Source organism: Pedobacter sp. ok626 (assembly GCF_900100435.1).
Lineage (GTDB): Bacteria > Bacteroidota > Bacteroidia > Sphingobacteriales > Sphingobacteriaceae > Pedobacter.
The window spans coordinates 44,103-69,322 of the sequence record NZ_FNEX01000007.1 but is presented as its reverse complement, the minus strand read 5'-3'; the positions used below and the strand labels follow the sequence as shown (position 1 = coordinate 69,322).

General features: G+C 39.1%; 13 protein-coding genes. 11 read left to right on the top strand and 2 right to left on the bottom strand.

Annotated elements, in window-relative coordinates:
* Positions 1-18 precede the first annotated feature (18 nt).
* Positions 19-246: a hypothetical protein gene (locus tag BLS35_RS11675; RefSeq protein WP_090781107.1), complete on the bottom strand. Its 228-nt coding sequence runs from the start codon at positions 244-246 to the stop codon at positions 19-21.
* 222 nt (positions 247-468) lie between these two features.
* Between BLS35_RS11675 and BLS35_RS11670 the strand changes: the two genes are divergently transcribed.
* The 11 genes from BLS35_RS11670 to BLS35_RS11620 all read left to right on the top strand — a co-directional run bounded on the left by BLS35_RS11670 (position 469) and on the right by BLS35_RS11620 (position 23,679).
* Complete coding sequence (locus BLS35_RS11670) at positions 469-1,158, top strand: GDSL-type esterase/lipase family protein (RefSeq protein WP_090781105.1); 690 nt, start codon at positions 469-471, stop codon at positions 1,156-1,158.
* Positions 1,159-1,160: 2 nt separating this feature from the next.
* The gene (locus BLS35_RS11665; RefSeq protein ID WP_090781103.1) at positions 1,161-5,279 is read left to right on the top strand and encodes a hybrid sensor histidine kinase/response regulator transcription factor; all 4,119 of its coding nucleotides are present in this window, start codon (positions 1,161-1,163) and stop codon (positions 5,277-5,279) included.
* A 141-nt stretch (positions 5,280-5,420) separates the two neighbouring features.
* Entirely contained in the window at positions 5,421-6,884 is a 1,464-nt protein-coding gene (locus tag BLS35_RS11660; protein WP_090781101.1) for a 3-keto-disaccharide hydrolase, read from the top strand.
* 10 nt (positions 6,885-6,894) lie between these two features.
* Positions 6,895-8,187 carry an SGNH/GDSL hydrolase family protein gene (locus BLS35_RS11655; protein ID WP_090781099.1) on the top strand — a complete coding sequence of 431 codons (1,293 nt, stop codon included), beginning with the start codon at positions 6,895-6,897 and terminating at the stop codon, positions 8,185-8,187.
* A gap of 116 nt (positions 8,188-8,303) precedes the next feature.
* The gene (locus BLS35_RS11650; RefSeq protein ID WP_165973297.1) at positions 8,304-11,045 is read left to right on the top strand and encodes a PQQ-dependent sugar dehydrogenase; all 2,742 of its coding nucleotides are present in this window, start codon (positions 8,304-8,306) and stop codon (positions 11,043-11,045) included.
* 11 nt (positions 11,046-11,056) lie between these two features.
* Positions 11,057-13,183: a right-handed parallel beta-helix repeat-containing protein gene (locus tag BLS35_RS11645; protein WP_165973296.1), complete on the top strand. Its 2,127-nt coding sequence runs from the start codon at positions 11,057-11,059 to the stop codon at positions 13,181-13,183.
* Between the two features lie 285 nt (positions 13,184-13,468).
* Positions 13,469-16,723, top strand: coding sequence for a SusC/RagA family TonB-linked outer membrane protein (locus tag BLS35_RS11640; RefSeq protein WP_090781094.1), 3,255 nt, complete (start codon positions 13,469-13,471; stop codon positions 16,721-16,723).
* Between the two features lie 10 nt (positions 16,724-16,733).
* Positions 16,734-18,257, top strand: coding sequence for a RagB/SusD family nutrient uptake outer membrane protein (locus BLS35_RS11635; RefSeq protein WP_090781092.1), 1,524 nt, complete (start codon positions 16,734-16,736; stop codon positions 18,255-18,257).
* A gap of 39 nt (positions 18,258-18,296) precedes the next feature.
* Complete coding sequence (locus BLS35_RS11630; protein ID WP_132225982.1) at positions 18,297-19,217, top strand: hypothetical protein; 921 nt, start codon at positions 18,297-18,299, stop codon at positions 19,215-19,217.
* A gap of 29 nt (positions 19,218-19,246) precedes the next feature.
* Positions 19,247-22,156 carry a SusC/RagA family TonB-linked outer membrane protein gene (locus tag BLS35_RS11625; protein WP_165973295.1) on the top strand — a complete coding sequence of 970 codons (2,910 nt, stop codon included), beginning with the start codon at positions 19,247-19,249 and terminating at the stop codon, positions 22,154-22,156.
* A gap of 17 nt (positions 22,157-22,173) precedes the next feature.
* The gene (locus BLS35_RS11620; protein WP_090781086.1) at positions 22,174-23,679 is read left to right on the top strand and encodes a RagB/SusD family nutrient uptake outer membrane protein; all 1,506 of its coding nucleotides are present in this window, start codon (positions 22,174-22,176) and stop codon (positions 23,677-23,679) included.
* A 47-nt stretch (positions 23,680-23,726) separates the two neighbouring features.
* Here the strand turns inward: BLS35_RS11620 and BLS35_RS11615 are convergent, their stop codons facing one another.
* Complete coding sequence (locus BLS35_RS11615; RefSeq protein WP_090781084.1) at positions 23,727-25,169, bottom strand: amino acid permease; 1,443 nt, start codon at positions 25,167-25,169, stop codon at positions 23,727-23,729.
* Positions 25,170-25,220 lie beyond the last annotated feature (51 nt).

Below are 25,220 nucleotides of genomic sequence, written 5' to 3'. Positions count from 1 at the left end.
TTTTCTATTAACTAACTTTCATTTTAATACTGGACTAGTAGCTGTCTCAATCTGAAGTGTCATGGCTTTTTCGTTGTTGGAATAAGAGGTAATTATATTGCCAATTTTATTAGCGCCAAAGCTTTCTTTGCTTTTTGTTGAAAGATCATTTGTGCTTATTAAGTAGTCGTTAACTTCCAGTTCCAGGTTATAAACTGTGTTGCGGTTTGTATAAGAGAATCTTGTTCCATTCAGTGCACCATTCATATTTGGTTCCAATCCCCATCCTGTTCCATTTTATCGAGTTATTCGAAGAAGTGTACTATTTTAACAAAGTTATGCACTTAATGATGTAAACGTCGGGTATTTGATATTCTGTATGATTAATTAAGTTCATAAAGCTTATAATTGTTTTTCCTGCTTTTGTTCTCTTTATCATATTTACCTGGAACAGAGAAAAGATTTAGCACGTATTAAAATAACATGTCAATGAAACAGTTTATTAGGGCCCTGGCCACAATCTCATTAATCACACTGCTAAGCGTTAGCAGTTCATTTGCGCAGACAGTAAAATGGGACAGTACCCAACGCACCAGTAAGTATAAAGAACTGGTTGCTAAGTTCAGTGCCGAACCTAAATCCAAAAAAGATTTTATATTTCTCGGCAATAGCATTACTGCCGGTACCAACTGGAGTAAATTATTAGATCTCCCTAATGCAAGGAACAGAGGGATTTCAGGTGACATTACCTTTGGTGTCCTGGAAAGACTGGACGAAGTAATTAATCGTAAACCTGCCAAGGTTTTTATTCTGATCGGAATTAATGATATCTCCGTGAATATTCCGGATACGATAATACTTAGAAACTATAAAAGTATGATCAGTAGAATCAGAAAGGGCTCCAAGCGCACGAAAATTTACTTTTATACCCTATTGCCTGTGAACAGTAGTTTCGCAAAATTTAAAAATCATTACGGTAAAGATGAACACATATTGTGGTTGAATGAGCAGATCAGAAAACTAGCAACTAAGAAGGTGACAATTATTGATCTATATCCCAATTTTGTTGATGAAAACCAGCATTTAAAAGCTAACCTTACAAAAGATGGCCTTCATCTCATCGCTGAGGGATATGAATTGTGGGCCAGTCTGCTTAAAATTGGAGGCTATCTGAAGTAAAAATGAGAGCCACTTTGTTTATCGTGTTTTTCCTGCTTTCCTTTTCTTCATATGGTCGGCAGGATGCCACAACCCATGTCGTGCCGGAGTTGTTGTTCAATAGGTTTTTAAGCCGTGATGGATTGCCAGACAATAGAGTCAGATCTTTGTTTCAGGATAGCAGAGGCCATCTGTGGGTGGGTACCATGAACGGAGTGGCAAGGTACGACGGTTATGACTTTAAAAAATACTATCATAAAAATAACACGTCTGGTATTTCAGGTAATTGGACTTTTGCAATCTGTGAGGACAGTAATCAGAATATATGGATAGGGACTTTAAATGGCTTGAATTTTTTTGACACTAAAAAAGAAAAGTTTACCAGTTTTAAGTCCATACCTAACGACAGTAAATCGCTGTTTTCTAATAAAATTACAGCGCTGCATTTCGACCCTTCAGGAAAGTTATGGGTTGGCACTCAAGATGGTCTGGCCAGATTTAATCCTGCAACAGGAAAATTTGAGAAATTTAGTCAGTTTCCTTTTAATACGTATATCAATAAAATTATTAAATCTGTAGATGATCATATTTGGATTGGGACGGCGGCGGGGGTTGTACGTTACAATACTCGAACTGATATCTCCAGTTTTTACGAACTTAAAGTAAAGCCAGATTCTTATGGGAACTATTTCTGGTCTATGCTCGAAAATAATGGTGACCTTTACGTTGCTACGGCCGCCCAGGGCCTTATCAGACTTAGTTATAACGCCAGGGCTGGAAAATATGAGCAGTTTGATGATTTGAATTTTTTTTTAGGGAATAAAAAAAATCTTTCAAATACCGAGGTATTTGATCTTTGTAAGACTTCCAATGGGGATTTATGGCTGGCAACTGATGGTGGCTTGGCAAGTATCGAGAAGCCTGGTACAACTGCGGCTCGCTTTAAGTTGTACAAAAATAATCCATTGAATAATCAAAGTTTGAGCCATAATACGGTTTATCAGGTGTTTATTGATCGGACAAATAACCTTTGGTGTGGTACAGAAATGGGATTGAACAAGTTGAATCTGCAGATGTTACCCTTTCAGTATTTTACTTTTCAGAATCGTAGTGCCGAAGATGAAGTACGTAGTGTTTTTACGCGGGATGGTCAGAATATCTGGATCGGAACAGCAAAAAATGCACTGTATTCTTATAATCTTTTACGAAATACAACCCTGAGTTATAGGATGCCATCTGCATTTTCTTCATTTAATGCACACCGATCACTTTTTATAGATGCGTCAGAACATGTTTATACAGGGACTTTGGGCGGAGCTTCTTTGCTGAACCAACAGAATCCCGCACTTTCGAAAATGATTCTGGCTGGCGGTGCCGTTTTTGCATTTTTGAAAGACTCGAAAGGAAACTTATGGCTGGGTAAAAATGATGGGCTTTTACAGATTAAGCCAGATGGCTCTACCGTTACTTATCAGCATAATCAAAAGGATCCCGGTAGTTTCAGTTCCGCATTTGTGCGGTCACTATATGAAGACCATAAGGGAATGATATGGGTAGGTTTTGAGAGTTTGGGCCTTAACTTATTTAATCCTGAAACAGGTAGGTTTATAAGGGTACTACCGGATGCCTCAGGAAAGCAGGTGACGGGAAATATCATCTATTCTATAGTCGAACACCCACAGAATGTGATCTGGGCGGGATCGGAATCCGGACTAAGTAAACTGAGCATTTCGGGACAAAAGGATGGGGTTTATCAATACAAGATAAAGAACTATCTGGAGAGCGATGGATTATCTGATAAAGCTGTAAATGGTATTTTACCAGAGAAAGGAAAAATCCTGTGGATCAGCTCACTTAAAGGGTTGATGAGGTTCGACATGGAAAAGGAAAAATTTGAGCATTATTTGCCAATGCTTAGTTTTAGTAGTAGTTCTGCCTTTAAGTATAATGAGCATCAGTTGCTTTTTGGTACTTCCGATGGCTTACTCATATTTGACCCCGATATGGTTTCAAGAAGATCGATTGTACCTGAGGTATTGATTTCGGAACTGAAAATATTTAATCATGAAGTTGGGATTGATAGTGTGGTTAATGGCGATGTGATTTTAAAAGAGACTGTTGCCCGAACCAAAGAGTTGTCCCTTAGTCATAAAAACAATGTCTTTACACTTGGTTTTACAGGGCTTCATTTTTCGGATCCCGCAAATATGACTTATGCCTATAAAATGGAAGGCTTTGATAAGGATTGGATTTATGTTAAGGCAAATGAACGAAGTGTAACGTATACTAATTTAGACCCAGGGACTTATTATTTTAAGGTTAAAGCGGGAAATAACATGGGCGTATGGAATGAAAAACCTGCTGTGCTTAAAATTAATGTTTTACCACCACCATGGAAAACATGGTGGGCAATAACAAGTTACATTATGTTGGTATCTGTCAGTGTTGTGCTTGTTTTTAAATATATGAAGAAGCAGACGAAGCAGAAGAATGCATTTGAAACAGAACGATTGCTGCGCTTGAAAGATAAAAACATCCATCAGGAACAGCTTGACTTTTTTACGAATATTACGCATGAACTGCAAACGCCACTCACATTAATTAATGGCTCTATTGAGCGTGTCATTTATCGCAGCAGCCATCTGGTTGATCATCCTAAAGAGCATAATTTTTTATCTATCGTGCATCAGCAATCTTCCAGATTAACTTACCTCGTTAACCAGTTATTGGATTTCAGAAAAGCAGAAGCCGGACATCTGGAAAGTAAGGACAGTTACTTCGATATATCTGGTTTATTGGTAAGTATTGGTGAATTATTTGTGTCTTTATGCGATGATAAGAATTTGGAGTATGCTATAGAGGTTGAAGCTGGAATTGTTGGGTGGATGGATAGGGACAAGCTGGAAAAAGTTATTTTTAATCTATTGTCCAACGCATTCAAGCATTCTGATCCTGATCAAAAGATTATATTTTCTGTAACCAGGAACTCAGCAGTGGACCAGCTGGTAATAGAAATTAAAAATTCAGGCTGCCAGCTTTCTGAACTCCAGTTAAGTAAAATATTTGATCAGTTTTTTGTGGTCGATGGTGGCCAGTCAGATCATTATAGTAATGGTATAGGCCTGGCTTTTACCCGCCAGTTGGTTCACTTGCTTAAGGGAGACATTCAAGTTGTTAATGATCATAGTTGGATATGTTTTACCACCATACTTGCTTTATCTACTAGGACAGATCACGAGGATGGTGCAGAGCCATCAACTCATACGGCATCATACCTTTTGAGGGCAATTACTGCGAATACGGATAGTGAAACGAAATTGAGTACAAAGGAGAATAACAAGAGATCCTTGATGGAGGAGTTGGGACAGGTAGAGAAAAAAACTATATTGATTGTTGAAGATGAATCGGCAATCCGTTATTTACTTAAGGATGTACTCGAGGAAAATTACATCCTCTATGAGGCAGAGAATGGCAGAGCGGCGATTGAATTATTGAAGTTTGTAAGTCCAAACCTGATTATAAGTGATGTGATGATGCCTGATATCGACGGACTTGAGTTTTGCGCTAAAGTGAAGAACTCACCAGACACTTGTCACATCCCTTTTATTCTGTTGTCTGCAAGGACTGCCATGGAACAGAAAACAGAAGGTTATGATGCTGGTGCAGATGCTTACATCCCTAAACCTTTTGATACAATGCATTTGCTGGTCAGGGTAAAGAAACTATTGGAATACAGGGAGCGTCTGCATGATATTTTTAAGAAAGATGGAGCTGTAATAAGTTTGGGAGAGAAAAACCTGGTTGATGCAGATAAGCAGTTTTTGAATCAGCTGGTAGAGATTATTGAAAGTAATATTGAAGATATTAATCTGGATGCAACTTATCTGGAGTCGAAACTTGCGTTGAGTAGAATGCAGTTGTATCGCAAACTTAAATCTCTTTCTAATATGACGCCTCCGGAATTTATTAAGCATATCCGTTTGCAGCGAACAGTGCTGTTATTGCAAAATACACAGCTTACAATTTCCGAAATATTTTATCGATCCGGGTTTAATAATCAAAGTTATTTTTTCAGGGAATTTAAAAAACGCTACAAATGTTCCCCTAGTGAGTATAGACAGCAGCAACGGATTCATATTTAGTATTCGGTTTGTGTTGCTTGTTTAGTGCTGTTTGCTTGTTTTTTCTGATAGTACAATAGATTGTTACTATGGTACAGTTTGTTGACTTAAACCATATTTATCTTAGGAGCATTAACCAACGCTAACCAAATTAAAATAAAAATGAAATGTACACAACAGATTGCCTTGACCTTTTTATGCCTCTTTTCCTTAACAGCAGTTGCCCGGCACAAGCTATATGTGTCGCCTAAGGATTCAGCAAATCCCCAAAACTTTATTAAAGATAAATTCAGAGCGACCACTAGGCTAGGTGACGGATGGGTTCCCTTGTTTAATGGTAAAGACCTGCAAGGTTGGAGACAATTAAACGGTAAGGCTCCTTTTGAAGTTAAAGACGGGGAAATTGTTGGAACCACGATTGCCACGGAAAATCAAAATTCATTTTTGTGTACTGAAAAGTCTTATGGAGACTTCTTCCTGGAATTTGAGATATATTCAGAAAACAATTTAAACTCAGGTGTTCAGCTTCGTAGTGAAAGTTCTAAGGATTATCTAAATGGCCGTGTTTATGGGTACCAGTTTGAAATTGCCCCGCCTGCAGGAAAGGATCCAGGTTCATCAAGTGGTGGTATCTATGAAGAAAACGGCAGAGGCTGGCTTTATTCTTCAAGATATAACCCTGAAGGGCGAAACACTTTTAAAGCAGAGCAGTGGAACAAATGCCGTGTCGAATGTGTAGGAAATACTATCCGGACATGGATCAATGGCGTCCCGATAGCACATGTGCTAGATGCGACTTCTGCCTCCGGATTTATTGCCCTGCAGCTTCATGGAGTTAATAGTGCCGTTCTTCCTGATAAAAAGGTTCGATTTAAAAATATAATGATCAAGACCGAAGGCCTTAAGCCCTCTCCTTTAGATGATATATTCGTTTTTAACAATATTCCTAATGATTTATCTCCTCAGGAAATGAAAAATGGATATAAATTATTATGGGATGGAAAGACTACTGAAGGTTGGCGTGGTGTTCACGAGACTAAGTTCCCTGCTAAAGGATGGGACATAAAAACGGGAACGTTAAGCGGAGAAGGTAGTGCCAGAGGTACTGAATCGACTTCTGGGGGAGGTATCGTAACCGAAAAGGAGTATACTGCATTTGAGTTGAAATTTGATTTTAGATTGAATGAGGCCACCAATACCGGTGTTAAATACTTTTTCTCGGAGCTTGATAACACTGGTGGAAAAACAAATGGGTTAGCGTACGATCTTTTGGACGATAGCCGTTATCCCGATTCTGTCTTGGGAAAAAACAAGAACCGCAGTCTGGCATCGCTGGATGATATAATTCCAGCTGATAAAAGACAGATTCAAAAGATTGAAATTAGGAAAATTGGAGATTGGAACCATGCAATAATCAGAGCATATCCGGATGGACGCATAGAGCATTGGTTAAATGGGTATAAGGTATTGGAGTATGTGAGAGGTACTAAGTTTCTTAGCTTGGTTAAAGAAAGCAGGTATAAGGATTTACCAAATTTCGGACTGGCAAAAAAGGGACGTATTCTATTGCAGGATCATGGGGATAAAATCTCTTTCAGAAGCATTAAAATAAAGGAATTTAATTGAGTTAAAAACCATGATAAATTTATGTATTTTAAATACCAGAAGCCTCCTTAGCTTTTGTCTGCTTTTATCCTTTTGGATGACTGCTGGTGCCGCGACTTTTGGTGCAGAGGTTCCTTCTGAAAAGTTGGAAGAATTTCATCAGAGAGGAGGCCTTCCAAATTTTTTCAGAAAAGTGAAATCTGGTAAGGCGGTTACTGTCGCCTATTTTGGGGGGAGCATTACACAGGCGACAGGTGGTTGGCGCGATCTTAGCTTTAACTGGCTTACTGCTACCTATCCAAAGGCTACGTTTAAACAGGTTAATGCCGCCATTGGTGGTACAGGTTCTAATCTGGGCGTTTTCCGTTTGGAACATGACGTATTAAGCGAAAGTCCTGACTTGATCTTTGTAGAATTTGCAGTTAATGATAGTGGTCTGCCGGCAGAGGGGATTCACAGAAGTATGGAAGGTATTGTGCGAAAAACATGGCGTAAATACCCCAATGCAGATATCTGTTTTGTATATACCATTGCAGAAAATGGCGTTAAAGATTTGCAGGCGGGCCGCTTTCAGCCTACGGCAATAGCGATGGAGCAAATTGCGGCGCATTATAATATTCCTTCCATCCACATGGGGGTAGAGGTGATTCGTCTGTTAGATGCTGGTAAGCTTGTGTTTACCGGCAATCCAGAAGAAAACCCTGATAAAATTGTATTTACCAAAGATAAGACACATCCGCTAACGGCCTCCGGTCATCCTATTTATGCAAAGGTAGTGGCCAGGAATTTTGAGAGGATGTCTTCTTTTGCGAAAGGGCAGTCTCATGCTTTACCAAAAGCTTATATAAAAGATAACTGGGAAAAAGCCCAGACGCTACCCCTATCAAAAGTTGCAACCAAAAATGATTGGGAAGCGCTTTCTCAAACAGATGAATTGCAAAAGAAGTTTAAAAATAACATGCCTGTTTTGTACAAAGCCAGGAAAGCGGGTGCTTCTTTTACCATTAAGTTTAGCGGTACAGCTTTGGGTGTTTACGATTTAATAGGACCTAAAAGTGGTATTGTAGAGGTGATTATTGATGGAGAACCAACCACTGAGGTGATGCGGTTTGATGCCTGGGGAAACAATTATCGAATGAACGCTTTCTTTTTAAAAGCGTTACCTGATGGAGTGCACGAAGTGAAGTTTGTGGTATCGGCAAAGGAGTTTGATAAAGCAAAAATTTTATTAACAAGAAATACAACAATACTGAATCCGGACGACTACAAGGAAAATAGTTGGTTTGTAGGTAATGTTTTGGTTGTCGGAAACTTGTTAGAGTAAACAGGCTTGCATAGCTATAAGCAATGCAACAAAGTATTTAAAATTTATAGCGGTTAGTATTTATTTGTTGACCGACCTTTTATAAGCGATTTATGTGCGAAAAAAAAGTATTAATAATGTTTAAGAGAATTTTTCTTTTAGTGGTGATTCTGGGATGTGGCTTTTTATTCATTAGCCCTTGTTCTGCACAACAACCAGGTAAAGCGGTTAAACCGATTATCCCTGCGGGCATTACTTCAGAAGGAACCAAACCGGATGAGAACAGGTTTGCTTTGGAGACATTGAACCAGAAGATTCTGGAGCCTATGCAATTGGCCATTACCCCTGATCTGGATGTAATTTACATTGAAAGAAGAGGGGCTGTCAGAATGTATAAGCCGGAGAGTAAAAAGGTAAAGCTATTGGGTACATTGGATGTTCACATTGACAGCGAGGATGGTTTGTTGGGTTTAGCGATGGATCCAAACTTTAAAAAGAATGGATGGATTTACCTATTTTATTCTCCGACGGTTAAAAGACCTGCCGGAGAAAAGAAGCCTGTAAATGAAGTTGTGGGGCAACGCGTTTCCAGGTTTAAATTGTCTAATGAGGCACTTGATTTATCTTCTGAAAAGATACTGATAGAAATACCTGTTATACGTGGTTGTTGTCATTCGGCTGGATCATTGGAATTTGGGCCTGGGGGCAATCTGTTTATTGGAGTAGGGGATAATACCAATCCCTCGATGTCCAGTGGTTATTCGCCAATTGATCAGCGTGACGGAAGGCTTTCTTATGACGCGCAAAAATCTGCTGCCAATACGCATGATCTTCGTGGAAAAATTTTAAGGATTAAACCTGCTGATAATGGCTCTTACACGATTCCAGATGGCAATCTGTTTCCAAAAGATGGGAGTAAAGGTAGGCCAGAGATTTATGTGATGGGCAATAGAAACCCATATCGCATTTCTATTGATCAGAAAAACGGGTATTTATATTGGGGCGAAATAGGTCCCGATGCAGGTGTCGATAGTCTTGATCGCCGGGGCCCAAGGGGTTATGATGAGTTCAATCAGGCCAAAGCTCCTGGTAATTTTGGCTGGCCCTATTTTATTGGTAACAATATCCCCTATACAAGTTATGATTTTGCTACCGGACTTTCCGGCAAAAAATTTGATCCCGCAGCACCGGTAAACTTATCGGTTAACAATACAGGCTCAAAAAATCTCCCACCTGCGCAACCTGCGTTTCTCTGGTACCCTTATACAGAATCTCCAGAGTTTCCGATTGTTGGGAACGGTGGGCGCTCATCAATGGCTGGTCCTGTGTATTACCGTGATCTTTATAAAAATGCAACGCATCTTTTTCCTACTTATTATAACGGTAAGGTTTTCATCTTTGATTGGGCCAGAAACTGGATCATGACGGTATCTATTGATGATCAGGGACGATTAAAAAGTATCGAACCATTCATGCCATCTACAAAATTCTCAAAACCTATTTATATGAAATTTGGCCCGGATGGAGCTTTGTATATATTAGAATATGGGAATTTCTGGAAGTCTGTTAATGATGATTCCAGATTAGTTAAAATTCAGTTTTATGAAAATAACCGTAGACCGGTAGCTAAAGCTACTGCAGATAAACCTGTGGGGGCAGTACCGCTGAAAGTGAGGCTTTCGGCTGAGCATTCATTTGATTATGACAAGGGGGATAAGTTAACTTACCTATGGCAGTTGGCTAATGGATCTGTATTAGGTAAAACCCAGGTTTTGGAACATACTTTTAATAAGGCGGGTCTTTATAAGGTATCGCTAACGGTAACAGATCAGAAAGGTGAATTTCAGAAAACCTCTTTAGAAATTAAAGCGGGGAATGAAGCACCTCAGGTAAATGTTGAGACAAATTTAAACCGGACTTTTTACTGGGCTAATCAGGAGTTTACTTATGCTGTAAAAGTGAATGATAAGGAGGATGGTGTAATAAGTCAGGGCAGCAAGAATGCCGCGGATGTTAAAGTTCGCTTTGATTATTTACCGGAAGGAAAAGATCTGATATTGTTGAAGCCGGTAAGTTCCGAAGGACATTCGGGGAATGCCATACAGCATAAAGGGAGTTTGGCGATGGCAGCAAGTGATTGCAATGCTTGTCATGCTATGGATAAAAGAACCGTAGGTCCGAGTTTTATGGAGATCGCAGCACGTTACAAGATAAAAGATAAAGAGTTGTTGATTCGTAAAGTTAAAGAAGGGGGTAGTGGTAGTTGGGGCGAAGTTCCAATGTCTGCACATCCGCAGGTTACCAAAGCTGCTGTCTCTGATATGATAGATTATATTCTGGGACTTTCGAAGCCTAAAGATGCAGGTTCTTTGCCAATGAATGGTACCTTGAAAACGCTGAAACAGACAAGCCGGGAAGGGGTTTATTATTTTACGGCAAGTTATACAGATAAAGGCGCGAATGGTATGCCGGCTTTAACTGCCACAGAGACGTTGGTACTTAGAAATGCGACTTTACTAGCTAATAATTATGATACCAGTCATGTAGTGATGAATAAGAGAGCCGAAGAGACGGTTAGATTTACAAAGAATGGCGCCTATATTGTATTTAAAGGCCTTGACCTTATGAATATTAAGTCTTTAACAGTAAATGCGCTTACGAACAATTTGGTTGGCACCCTGGAGATTAGAACAGGTTCTGAAAATGGACCAGTCATAGGGAGTAAATACATTGATTTAACTAAAAAATCTGGAGATTTTGAAATTCCTATAGAGCCGGTGAAAGGATTACAAAATCTATATTTTGTTTACAAAACTACGAGTAAGGAAATAGGTATATGGATTGCATTTGATATCAAGACAATCACATTTAACCGATAGAAATTATGTTTATGCTAAATACTAAAATTAAAAGCCTGTTTATTTTTGTTATTTCAATCCTCATCGCAAACAGTGCTTTTTCAACCACGATATATATATCAACCCGCGGTAATGATGCAAACGTTGGTACCAGGGAAAGCCCGCTTGCTTCATTAGCTGGAGCTAGAGATAAAATTAGAGCGCTGAAAAATCAGGGTAATCTGGCTGATATTCAGGTGGTTATTGCTGCTGGAAATTATTTTATGAAAGATCCGGTGGTATATACGGCAGAAGATGGTGGTTCTGGCACCATATCGGTTAGTTATGTTGCTGAGGCAGGTGCCAGGCCCGTTTTTTATGGAGGAATAGAAGTAAAGGGCTTTGAAAAGGTAAATGATCGGTTATGGAGAGCCCACCTTCCTGAAGTTCAGCGATTAGGATGGGGTTTCGAGCAGTTGTATGTTTCTGGAAATCGGGCAGTAAGAGCTAAATTTCCTAATCTGGATTTTTATCGGCCAAAAGCTGTGAAGGAAGTAATTATAGAAAAAGGGACCGAACTTGTTCCCCACCTGGGCGTACAAAAGATAAGTCTTTTACCGGAACAGGCTGCGATTCTCAATACCATTCCGGCTGCTGAATTACAGGATGCAGTGGTTACATTTTATCATAAATGGGACAATACCCGAAAAAAAATATTTCGCTACAGTGCAAAGGATACGGCGATTTATATAGTGGGCAAGGGTATGAAGCCCTGGAATAAAATAGATAAAGAAACCTTGTTTACTATTGAGAATGTAAAAAAAGGATTAGATGATCCCGGCGAATGGTATTTGGAGGTATCTACGGGCTATTTATATTATGTTCCTAAACCGGATGAATCCATTTCGGAAACAACTTTTTTTGCACCTGTACATGATAAATTTTTAACCATACAAGGCAGTAAAGAAAAGAAGGTTGAGAACTTGCGTTTTGAGAATATTTCCTTTCAGGTAGCCGGTTATAAGATGCCTGAGTCGGGTAATGAGCCAATGCAGGCTGCGGCCTCAATTGAAGCGGCGGTAATGGTTGATTATGCAACAAAAATTCAATTCATCAATTGTGAAATTGCACATACAGGCAGTAATGCAATTTGGTTTAGAAAAGCTTGTTCCGACAGTAAAGTTGAGCACTGCTATTTACACGACCTTGGGGCGGGAGGCATTAAGATCGGAGAAATAAACCTTGCAGAAGGTGGCGAAAACACCAGGAATATTGTTGTAAATAACAACATTGTTCGTGGTGGTGGGTACGTATTCCCTTGTGCCGTTGCCCTGGTTATTTTTACAGCAAGTGATAACGAACTGACGCATAATGAAATTGCAGACTTTAGTTATTCCGGTATTTCTGCCGGCTGGATTTGGGGTTATGGGAAGAGTACTGCAAAACGGAATAAAATTGAGTTTAACCATATTCATCATGTGGGTTGGGGTGTATTGAGTGATATGGGCGGCGTTTATACCTTAGGCCCTTCCGAAGGTACTTCTGTGAGTAATAATGTTATTCATCATGTGTATTCCCGGACTTATGGCGGATGGGGCTTATATACAGATGAAGGCTCTACCGGTATTGTAATGGAAAATAACCTGGTGTATTCCTGTAAAAGTTCTGCTTTTCATCAGAACTATGGAAAGGACAATACTATCCGTAACAATATATTCTATAATCAGATACGTGCCCAGTTGGAATCGACCAGGATTGAACCTCACAATGGCTTCAATTTTACCAACAACATTATTTGTTACAATCAAGGTAATTTAACAGGGATCAGGTGGGATAAAACTAATTTCGTTGCAGATTATAATGCCTACTGGGATACCAGAACCCGCGATATCAGTATAGCCAAACAGTCGTTTAAAGATTGGCAGAAAGCCGGAAAAGATAAACATTCCATTATTGCTGATCCTAAATTTGCTGATCCGGCCACTTTAGACTTCAGAATAAAGAACAAAAGCCTGATGTCCAAAATAAACTTTAAGCCTTTTGATTATACGAAAGCAGGAGTTTATGGGAGCAAAGAGTGGGTAACCCTGGCGAAATTTGACGATAAACGTGCTGCAAAGTTTGATGAAATGGTTAAACAGCAGGAGCTGAATCCCGTTCATCATACTACGATTTTGTAGGGCTGCATATTTTAGCATTCTTTGTCCATTTTGTAACCATAGTATACTGAAATGAGATCAGTGTATACGCCAAATGTACTTTATAGAATTAGTTTCACAACAACCAATTAAACCAAATAGATCAGATATGAAAATTTTTACTCATCAAGTAGTAGCCCTCTTATTTAAAAGCGGTGATTACCCTCGGGGTAATCGTGAATGATTACATGATATCATTCCTTCAATTAATTATTCGATAACTAAATCTGTCGAAGTTTTTACGATTAATTTTTTTATTAATTTCAAATGAAAAGAAGATTTTATTACTACTTTCCACTTGTAATGGCTATAATCTGTTGTGGATTGTTTGTCCATTCTAAAGCTCTTTCTGCAAGTCATATAAACCTAAAACTGCTGCTGCCTCCAGTAACAATAAATGGTAAAATTGTTAACGAGGACGGAACTGCTTTTCCTGGTGTCATCGTAACACTAAAAGGAACTACGATTAAAACGACTACCAATACTGATGGTCGATATACCATAAAGTTGCCGGAGGCAAAGGGAATTTTAGTGTTCTCTTATGTAGGGTATACTGCTGCTGAAGTTCCTGTTGGATCAAAAACTGTAATTGATGTAAAAATGAAGCCCAACGTAAATAGCCTGGATGCTGTTGTGGTGATCGGTTATGGAACCCAAAAGCAACGGGAAGTTACAAGTTCTATTTCCAGTATTAAAGGAGAAGAAATTTTAAAGTACAATGTAAACAGTTTTCAAAATGCTTTACAAGGGCAAATGCCAGGTGTAGAAATGTACGAATCAAGTGGTGTTCCTGGTGCAGCAGTTAATGTGAGAATACGTGGTATGAATACTATTAATGGTAGTGCAGGTCCATTATATGTGGTGGATGGAATTCCGGTAATGCAGGGACTGAATGGAGATGGTGATGCACCGCAAAGCAATGGAAACGATCAAAACAGCAGCCATACAAATGTGATGGCAGATATTAACCCCAACGATATTGAATCTATTGAGGTATTAAAAGATGCTGCTTCAAGTGCTATTTATGGTGCACGGGGTAGCGGAGGTGTTATACTCATTACCACCAAGCGTGGAAAGGCGGGAAAAACCAGCTTTAACGTTAATGTGATTTCAGGTATTACACAGATATCTAAAGAAAAGAAATTACTGAACGGGCCACAATTGCTTGAAATATTTGACGAAGCTTACAGAAATACATTTTACAGTGATCCTGCCAATGCTAATTTGCCATTGCCTGCCAGTCCGCTGCCCAGTATGACTGGTTATACACGCGGAATGGCAGATACTACCAATAATAATGCATTTGACCATGTATTGCAAACCGGAGTTTTTCGTGAATTAACGGTTTCGGCCTCTAATGGAACAGATAAAACGAAATATTATTTAAGTGGTACCTATAAACAAACTGTGGGTACCATTCAAGGTACCGACATGAATCAGTTTAACTTCAAACTTAACATTGATCATGACCTGAGTAAAAGAATACGCTTTGGAGCAAGTATAACTCCATCTTACAATACTGAGCATAAACTGGGTTCTAGCAGTACCCTTAATTTAGGTGGATATGGAGGGGCGCTTAGCTCTAATTTACCGATCTATCCATATTACAATGCCGATGGTTCTTATTTTAACCCTTGGACTAATCCAGAAGCCTTTAAAGACCGCGATCTTTATAATTCTTTGAACAAAAGAAGCCGGATAGGGGGATCTGTATATTTAGAAGTTGATGTAATTAAAGGTTTGAAATTTAAGACCCTGGCTCAAAGGGAAGACTGGGACCAATCTGCACCTTCTGTCCTTTCAGGACTGCTTAATGTAACCAATGATGCTACTATAAGCGTTTTTGCAAATGATCAAAAAGGAAAAGCTACACATACAAATTCTTATGGATATTCTAATTCCTTTGATAGTTTCTTTACTTATAACAGGGTCATTAAGAAAAAACATAATTTAAATGGTGTAATGGGAATGCGTTTTTCTACCACCAATGGTTTTTATGAAGCTTTGTATGGTGATAACCTGATCAACAGTAATTTGATCTATCCATCTCAGACCGGACGTATTGGAAATAATTATCAAACAGGTGTACAGGGAAATCCAGATGCAAAACTAGGGTATTACTTTCGTGTGCAATATAATTACAACAGGCGTTACCTGGCCTCTGCAGTAGTAAATCGTGACGGTAGTTCACGTTTTGGTGGAGATAAGAGATTTGGCACTTTTCCAGCTTTTTCATTAGGCTGGATAGCTTCGGATGAAAAGTTTTTAAAGAACAAGGTGCTTACTTTCTTGAAATTCAGAGGAAGTTTTGGTTTGACGGGCAACTCTGGGGGTATAGGTAATCTTTCTGCCAAGAACACATGGCAAACAGGATCACCTAGTGTTAGCGGGTATTTAGGTACTGCAGCTAACATGCCCGTTCAACCTGCAAATGAACAATTGCATTGGGAAAAAGGTACAAAGTACGATGCAGGTATAGATATGGAGTTTTTACGTGGAAAAATTTCGAGTACTGTTGGATGGTATAAAAATATAACGACCGACATGCTCTTGTCAATTCCTGTTCCTGTCACATTTGGGTATAATGTGCCAACTCTTGATTTAGATTTTCTGGAAAACCGTGGTAGTCTGTATAATGAAGGATTAGAGTTTTCCATCAATTCAAATATCCTTACAGGGGCTTTTAAATGGAAATCATCATTTAATATTTCTCATAATATTACCAGAATAGTAAGTCTTGGAGGACTGGACCCTAAAACCGTATCCGGTGGGCAGGGTGATGTGCAATTGTACCCAGGCAAAAATGCGCCAGTTTTTTATTTGGTTGAGTATGTTGGTGTAGACCCGGCTACTGGAGGAGAGCTGATTCGTGATAAAAATAACAACACTGTTTTAGCCACGAGCTTAACCGCTGAGCAATTAGCCGATGCACGTAAACCGCAATATGATAAACCATCGGCTCCCAAATTTTATGGTGGCTTTAGTAATGTTTTTTCTTATAAATCATTTAGCATGAATGTATTCTTCTCTTATCGGGTTGGAAACTATCTGTTAGATGCGGGTGAAAGAGCGATGAGCTATGTTGGTAATATCAGTTTGAAAAATAACTCGGAAATTGCGAATGTTTTCCTCGGAAATCTTCCTGAATCTATTTTAAATAGATGGACACCAGACAATCCGAATAGTGATATTCCTAAGGTGTATTATAGTGACAATAAAAATAATCCACTACGTTCTATGAACACTACCCGTTTCTTATCTGACGCATCCTACGTACGTTTAAAAAACCTGCAGATTTCGTATGAACTGCCTGAAAGGCTGCTTTCCAGGATAAAAATGAAGTCTGTTAGAGTGAATTTGACCGGACAAAACTTATGGATGTGGACTAAATTTAAAGGGGTTGATCCTGAAGCTATAACCATTCAAACAAACTACAGAGAACGGAATGTCGCTTACGGTGTGATCAGAAATGTTATCCCGCTTAGTAAGTCAGTAACCTTAGGTCTTAACATAGGTTTTTAATCATATAAAGATGAAAAAGAAAATATTTTTACTATTTATGTTGCCAATATTGGGTTTTATTGGCTGCGAAAAAAAACTGGAGATTGTTCCCGCTTTTGTCGCTGTGGAAGAGGTTGCTTTACGTACCATGGATGGCGTAGATGCGGCTGTTGGTTATTCCTATTTTTTTACAATGGCCAATATGATACATCATACCCATTGGTCGGTACTCATGTCTGACGAAATATACTATAAGCCGGACAATTACCCCAATTATCTTAATTTTTACAAAAGAGACTTGCGTGCGGTAGCAGAAGAGACCATGACGCCGACTGATCTGAGGGGAGTAAATAACATCAAGTTACGGGAAATGTACAATTCCATCAATACTGCGACCTTAACGCTCAGGGCTGTTCAAAATGACATTGCGAAGAACGATAGGGATTTTGCGGCCAATAAAGACCGGGTAATGGGGGAGTGTTATTTTGTGCGTGCAGTATGCCACTTCCAGCTTGTAAAACTTTTCGCTAAAGCCTGGGGAGCTACTCCGGATAATTCCCACCCGGGTATCATCATTAACGAAGAACCCGTTTCAGACAGGGAAAGCCAGATTAAGCGACGTGCTACGGTTGCACAGGTATACGCGTTTATTATAGATGATTTAATCAAAGCTGGACAGTTATTGCCAGAAAGGTTTATTCCAGGCGTACATTCTCCAAATTATAATGGCCGAGCCTATAGAGATGCTGCCCGGGGTGTATTGGCCAGGGTTTATTTTCAACAACAAAACTATGTTAAAGCCAGGGAGGTAATTGATAGAACAATTGGATCTACTCCCGGGAGTCTGAGCCGGCATGCACTTCATCCTGATGTTACTGGTGTCTGGGTTATGAGTGGCGAAGAGCAGGATCTGACAAATAGTGAAGTTATTTGGATGGATACAAAACCGAATGCTGGTAATGGCCATAGTCATTGGTGGAACAGTCAGGGTTATAGTTTATTTAAAGCTTTTACAATAGCCACAGCAGGTACCATTGTTAATGCACAAGGAGTTAATTCGGTAGCTTCTACATCATTTGAAAAGCTTGCTAAATTCTCAAATAAAGCACCCTATATAGATCAGAGAAAAGTACAATTGTTTAGAACCTTATCTTCCGGAGAATTAATGCCGGCGAAATATGGCTTCCTGGCCCAGGTAAGTCTTCCATTGATAAGATCGGCCGAATTGGTATTAAGCCGTGCCGAAATTTATGCGATGGATAATAATATAGATGCTGCTGTTAAAGATTGTAATGTAACCAGATTGCGTGCAGGAATTTCACCGCTGTTACCTACAATTAATCAGGCTGATTTATTGGATTCTATACGAACGGAGCGTTTAAGGGAATTGGCCTTTGAGGGAGACAGGTTATGGAACCTGAAAAGACTTAAGCTTGATATTCCTCCTGGAAATCGCCCTTCTGTTGCACCATTGCCTTGGGACGGATTGGAAACAGTGCTTAAGTACTTTTTACCCGAACAGGATAAAAACCCGCTGTTAGAAAATAACTATTAATAAAAATTAGCAAAATATTTTATTCCAATAACTTATAATATGATGAGATATATATTAGTTCTGATATTACTATGTGGATTAACCTGGGTATCGGGATGTAGGAAGAGCGTTGAGGGGGATGTTACGATTTCGCCTCCTGAAGGTATATCATATAGCCCTGTTAAGCCTTATCAGGAAGCTTTACCCGGATCTATTATCACATTTCAGGTAAGGGTTAAATCTCCGGAACCCGTAACATCTTTTGGTGTTCGCTTTAAATTTCCGGGAAGTAATGATTATGTTTCATTGCCTCAATATCCTGATGTAACTGAAACATCAGAATTTACTGCTGGCAATGGTGAATTTGAATACGCTTTGCCACCATCAGCAGTGGTTATTGATGCAGATATGAAATTCAAATTTATAGGGACTACAGCAAGTAGAACTTACGAAGGGGAATATACAGTGAAGATGAAAAGTTTAGGTTTGCAGGCTGTCCGCTTGTACAGACCCTCAAATTCCATATTTAAATTCGCAGCCTTTGATTTATTAAATACTGCTGGTGTGGCTGTGTCGGGTCCGGCCACAACAAAAGATCTTGTGACTTATATCAGCTATCAGTCTTATAGAGGCCAGGATTATCCCTTAACAACTGGTTTTTCAAGTCAGAATAATACACTTTTTAAGTTGGCTGATGCTGCTAAATATACGGCCAACCCATCTACTTATGCCGCAGCCTTTAATTCAATTGCTGTTGCCAATCAATTTACAACACTTTCTGTTAACGCCGATGTACTGGTACCAGGGATGGGGTTGCTTAGGCCTAACAGTTATTATATCGCCAGGGTAAACAGGAATAATGTTTTTAGTTATGTGGGTATAAGGGTGGTCAATGTACCCATCTCAAATCTAATAACAAGTACACCTGTACCTGCACAATCTCCAGGTAATGATAAAGTGGATTTAGAAATTAAGAAATAGGAAGTATAGCGATCTATAAAAATATGCTCATGATAAGAAAAATATTAAGCTTTATAATGGCCCTCACAGTTTCAGGTACTGCTTTGGCTCAGGTAAACAACAAATTGCCTGTTAAAGTGATTAAATCTTTAGATAGCCCGCTGGTTCATATTGGGTACAATGCCATTCCTGGGAAATATATTTCAGGATCGGTAAGCCCGGTGTCAGCCACACAATTAAAGAACCTGCTGCCCCAGAATATCAAAAGTGTTTTGGCTGGGCAAGTTTCCGGACTCCATATTGTTCAGGCCAATGGTATGCCTGGAAGCACAGTGAGTGCCAGAATTAGAGGAAACTCTTCCATTTTTGCAGATTCAGAACCTTTATATGTAATTGATGGTGTACCTGTTTATTCAGGCCCTCGTGAAGTTAGTGAACAGGGAGCAGGGGGTAACTGGGGTGCACAATTTGACCCATTAAGTGATTTTAATATAGATGATGTGGCTTCTCTTGTAGTTTTAAAAGACGCTGCTTCTACTGCCATTTATGGTGCAAGGGGAGGCAATGGCGTTATCTTGATCACAACTAAAAAGGGTGAAAAAAATAAAAGTGATATCAATTTCAACTTCTATCAAGGGGTCACCGATTTAACCAAACGGATCAATAGCTTAAATGGTGCCCAATATCTTCAATTGTTAGATGAATCCTGGGTAAATGGTGGTGGTACCGGAAATGGTCCCTTGCCTGTTAGGCCTGGTTTTGACAGAGCGCTTGCGCAGGCTACAGATAATGACAACCTGGATGAGCTGCTCAATATGGGTAATGTCCAGCAACTTTCATTAACTTCATCTTACGGGAGTGACAAGACTAATTTCTACTTATCTGGTGCTTATCGTAATGAGGAAGGCGTTTTGAATGGGAATGATTTAACGCGGTATTCGACCAGGTTAAAAGTAACCAATCAAATCACCAAAAGATTAAATATTGGGGTTAATATGGGTATGTACTATTCAAATCACAGTACGATGCCGGTTGGTAGAAGTGTGGGTGGTGGCTTTAACGCTGCGCAAAGTAATTTACCAGTGTTTCCTTATCTTAACCCAGATGGATCATTGTTTTCTGCAATAAACCCCAATACGTTTAATGTGCCTGGAAATAATGTGAACGCTTTTCAATCTAAAGAATACTTTAACAATGAGGAGCAAACTTCCAGGTATTTTCTATCAGCAAACTTTACTTACAACATTAACAGAGACCTGATTTTAAATACAGATGCCTCATTGGAGAGGTATTACATTAAGCGTTCCAACTATCTGGCGAAAGTTGTGCGTAATGGTTCCATTGGCTCTGGTACGGGAAGGGAGGGTTTTCCGACTGCATATGCAGGATATGAAAAATATTCAAACAACCTGTATAATGGGCATAGTACTCTAAACTATAAAAAAAGTATTGGAAAACATAAGATCATAGCTTTAGCAGGTGTTGAATATAATTATAGTGAAAATCCAATATTCTTTGCTGAAGGTGAGGGATTTGGAAATGATTTTACCAGAGAACCTAGTACTGCCAATTATAAAAATCAAAAAACACCACTTGCGCTAGTGGCTAATACGGCTGCTTTTTTAGGTTTTTTTGCAAATGCAAATTATGTTTTTAAAGATAAATATTTAGCTGGGGCTACCATTCGTACAGATGGATCTTCGCGCTTTGGCGCCAACAATAAGTATGTTACATCGCCAGCAGTTTCGGTAGGATGGCTGCTTTCAGAAGAAGATTTCCTGAAAAAATCTGCTGTCATCAACTCCTTAAAACTTAGAGTAAGCTATGGTCAATCGGGAAATTCTGGTATCGGAAATTATGCTTCATTGGAAAGATGGAATATAAATCTAGATTCTCGCTACTTACTGCAAACAGGCCTGCATATGCAAAGTCTGGGTACTGCAGATTTGAAGCCGGAAAGATTAACGCAGTTTGATGTGGGTATAGATTATACCATTTTAAATAAAAGAATTTCAGGTACAATTGATTTTTATAACAAGGTTACTAATGACCTGATCCTTGCTTACAATGCACCATTATCAGCAGGGGTGGTAGAATCTGCATTGTTAATAAATGCAGGATCTATGCGTAACAGGGGCTTGGAAGTAAGTATTTCCAGTAAGAATTTGGTTGGAAGGAACCTTAAATGGACGAGCGACCTGGTTGTCACTTCGAATTCAAATAAGATTTTAAATTTAGGTGGACTTACCGCAGCGCAACTGAGTTATCATAAGAATATCATTACACAGGTAGGATCAGCTGTTGGTACATACTATCTGGCTGAGTATGCCGGTGTAGATCCGAGTACTGGTCAGGAATTGATTTATAATTTAGCAGGTGAAAAAGTGGCTGCAACCAGCGCATCGCAAATAGATGATGCCAGAGTTGCCCAATCGGATAAACCTTCAGCACCAAAGTTTTTTGGAGGTTTAAATAATACATTGTCCTATAAGAGATTTGATTTAGGTGTGTTAATGACATTCTCTTATGGGAACTATGTATTGGACGAGGGGGAACGTGACTTGAGTTATTTAAGAGGAGAGAATAATTTACGGGAAGCTGCTATCGGTCGTTGGACACCACAAAATACAAATGCTGATTATCCAAGATTGGTCTATAATGATCCGGTTGCAGGCAGTAATACGACCCGTTTTTTACATGACGCCTCTTATCTTAGAATGAAGAATATTACGTTAGGTTATTCTTTCAAAAATGATCTGAAGAAAGTTAAGTTTATTAAAAATGCGAGACTATTTGTTTCTGCACAGAACCTGTTTACCATCACTAAGTTTAAAGGGTGGGACCCGGAAGTAGCTGGAAATTACAGTGCCAGCCTGGATAGAAATCTGTACCAGGGGATCACCTATATGGATCTTCCACAGGTACGGACTTTTGCTGCTGGCTTTAACTTGAATTTTTAATCATTAAAATAAGTATAATGAAGAAGATAATATTTTTATTACTGACAGTTGCTATATTTTCTGGCTGTAAGAAGATTGAAGAAACTGATCATTCAACGTTGACCACAAATGATGTTCTGGAATCGGCAAGTAGCATAGATAATTTACTTTATGGAGCTTATAGTGCGATAGCGCATGATGAAACGCTTTCCGGATATTGGAAAGTTTTTCCGGAATTATTGGCTGATCATGTTGAAATTAATGTAACTGAGAATTTGCCAAATGATCCATATGTGGAGTTGTTTAATCGTAACATGAAAGCGGCCCAATATGAAAAAAGCTGGAGTCTGGCTTACAGGGCGATTCAAAATGCGAATCTCATTATTTATGCAATAGATAATAAAATAATAACCAGCGAAAAAGATCCTGAATTTTATGATACTAAACGTGATGCAATAAAAGGAGAAGCATTATTTATCCGTGCACTGACCTATTTTGAACTGGTCAGGTTTTATGGACATCAGTATGGCTATAATTCTACAGCACCTAATAGTGGGGTAATTTTAAGAACAAAACCTGTTTTTAATGTTACTAAACCTGAAGAAGTTATTGGACAGGGGCGTGCTACTGTAGAAGAAGTATATCAATCCATCATTAGTGATCTTAAAGCAGCAGAGTTATTGCTCCCTCCTTATCAAGCAAGAAGGGGGAAAGCGACAACGTATGTTGCATCGGCTATATTGGCAAGGGTTTATTTTCAGATGAACGATTATTCCAATACCATATTACAAGTGAATAAAGTAATTGGTCCTGAAGCAGGAAAAATGGAGCGATTTGGATTGTATCGCAACAGTAAGGTTTATCCGGCAGGTATTACTGCGGCAGATGCAGCTACAATTGCACTATTCCCTTTCAATACTACCGGGGCCCAGGCCAGTGCGCCTACTGAAACGATTTTTGATTTTATAAGTGCTACAAATTCACCAATAAATACTGCAATTACTAGAAAGTATCTTTATAGCACTTCTGTAAATCCTCATTTATCCATTAGTTCTCAGTTTTTAACAGATGCGCAATTTACAATTACGCCTGCTGCGAAAGTGGATGGCAGATATGCACTGATTACTATAGTTGGTACGAAGAGGTACACTAAAAAGTACAACAAAGTGCTCGAAAATATTCCATTGATTCGTTCTCCGGAATTACTTTTAAACCGGGCAGAAATTAATGCCATGAAAGCCACAACGGATGCAAAGGCTTACGCTGATGCATTGGCAGATCTTACCTTGGTTCGGGAGCGTGTTAATAGTGGATATGCTGAGGCACCAGTGCCCATTTCTGCCGTTAATATTTTAGCTGAGGTACAAAAAGAACGGATCAGGGAATTGGCTTTTGAGGGTGATCGTTTACATAACTTGCGTCGCATGCATAAAACTGTGGGGACTGGTACCCGTGCTCTTCCCTGGAATAGTAATAAGCTGCTATTAAAAATTCCGGATGCTGAAATAAAAACAAGTACAAATATTGTACAAAATCCAGATTAATTTAATATTTGGTAATCACAGCCAAAAGAAACCGTCTCATAAGTGAATTATGAGATGGTTTCTTTTGCTTTATTTTTTCTCACCAACAGATAGCAAACATACAGTAATAGAATCCATCCTGGAATCAACTCGACCGAAATTTTTAACCCCGTTATCCACATAATTACCAAAATACCTAATAGAAATATCAGGCATATATAGTTCGATAGCGGATAGATAAAAGAAGGGAATTTGGTTTTTACCTGAGCTGTTTCTTTACTCCTTCTAAATTTCAAATGGGTAATGCTGATCATCAGCCAATTGATAATTAGCGAGGATACGACCAGCGACATTAAAATCTCCAATGCCTTCTCCGGCATTAGCTTGTTAACGATAATACATATTGCTGCAAATAAGCTAGAAATTAGAATTGCATTTATAGGAACCGAGTTTTTGTTCAGCTTCGATAAGAAAGAAGGAGCATTTCCTTGTTCAGCCAAGCCAAACAACATTCTACTGTTACTGTAAACGCAACTGTTATAGACAGATAAAGCCGCTGTCAATACAATAACATTAAGCGCATTAGCAATCAAACTTGTAAAGTAGATGGTTTTGCCCATAAGGGTGAACTGAAAGCCTTTTAAGCTTTCAAAAACCATCACAAACGGACTGCTATCGGTCGTAATGTTTTTCCATGGGGATAATGAAAATAGGATGACAAGCGCACCTACATAAAAAATCAGAATCCGGTAAATTACCTGATTGGTAGCCTTAGGAATTGTTTTTTCAGGCTGCTCTGCCTCTGCAGCTGTTATTCCAATTAATTCCAGTCCACCAAATGAGAACATGATTAATGCAATGGCGGCAAACAATCCCTGAAAGCCCCCTTTGCCATCTGCACTAAATAAGCCCTTTGCAAAAAAGCCACCATCGTTCCATAAATTTTGAATGCTGGCCTGTTCGCCTCCGCTACCACTAAAAAGCAAATAAATGCCAAAAATGATCATGGCAATAATGGCTACGACCTTGATGATGGAAAACCAGAATTCTACCTCACCATATACCTTTACAGACGTGAGGTTTAAGGCATTGATAGCTATAAAAAAGAAAAGACTCGATGACCATAGTGGAATTTCCGGCCACCAGAAATGCACGTAAATGCCTATGGCAGTCAATTCCGACATACTTACCAGGATATACAGCACCCAATAGTTCCAGCCAGAAGCAAAACCGGCAAAAGATCCCCAGTACTTATTGGCAAAGTGACTAAAACTACCCGAAACAGGTTCTTCAACCACCATTTCGCCTAACTGACGCATAATAAAAAAGGCAATAATACCGGCTAGTGCATAGCCTAAAATTACAGAAGGACCAGCCAATACAGCTGCCGGACCAATGCCTAAAAATAATCCTGTTCCTATGGCTCCGCCAAGGGCAATTAATTGAATATGCCTGTTTTGTAAACCTCTTTTGAGTTTGTGATCTTCAGGCTTTTCGCTAGCTTGTTTCAATATTTATGGTGTTTATTCAAATTACAATCTGAGCATCGCTCAAAATTTCAA

Bases quoted from the DNA above. Each gene is read 5' to 3' on its own strand.
- BLS35_RS11660 (WP_090781101.1), top strand. From the start codon at position 5,421: ATGAAATGTACACAACAGATTGCCTTGACCTTTTTATGCCTCTTTTCC.
- BLS35_RS11665 (WP_090781103.1), top strand. From the start codon at position 1,161: ATGAGAGCCACTTTGTTTATCGTGTTTTTCCTGCTTTCCTTTTCTTCA.
- BLS35_RS11640 (WP_090781094.1), top strand. From the start codon at position 13,469: ATGAAAAGAAGATTTTATTACTACTTTCCACTTGTAATGGCTATAATC.
- BLS35_RS11625 (WP_165973295.1), top strand. From the start codon at position 19,247: ATGATAAGAAAAATATTAAGCTTTATAATGGCCCTCACAGTTTCAGGT.
- BLS35_RS11635 (WP_090781092.1), top strand. From the start codon at position 16,734: ATGAAAAAGAAAATATTTTTACTATTTATGTTGCCAATATTGGGTTTT.
- BLS35_RS11650 (WP_165973297.1), top strand. From the start codon at position 8,304: ATGTTTAAGAGAATTTTTCTTTTAGTGGTGATTCTGGGATGTGGCTTT.
- BLS35_RS11655 (WP_090781099.1), top strand. From the start codon at position 6,895: ATGATAAATTTATGTATTTTAAATACCAGAAGCCTCCTTAGCTTTTGT.
- BLS35_RS11620 (WP_090781086.1), top strand. From the start codon at position 22,174: ATGAAGAAGATAATATTTTTATTACTGACAGTTGCTATATTTTCTGGC.
- BLS35_RS11630 (WP_132225982.1), top strand. From the start codon at position 18,297: ATGATGAGATATATATTAGTTCTGATATTACTATGTGGATTAACCTGG.
- BLS35_RS11645 (WP_165973296.1), top strand. From the start codon at position 11,057: ATGCTAAATACTAAAATTAAAAGCCTGTTTATTTTTGTTATTTCAATC.
- BLS35_RS11670 (WP_090781105.1), top strand. From the start codon at position 469: ATGAAACAGTTTATTAGGGCCCTGGCCACAATCTCATTAATCACACTG.
- BLS35_RS11675 (WP_090781107.1), bottom strand. From the start codon at position 246: ATGAATGGTGCACTGAATGGAACAAGATTCTCTTATACAAACCGCAAC.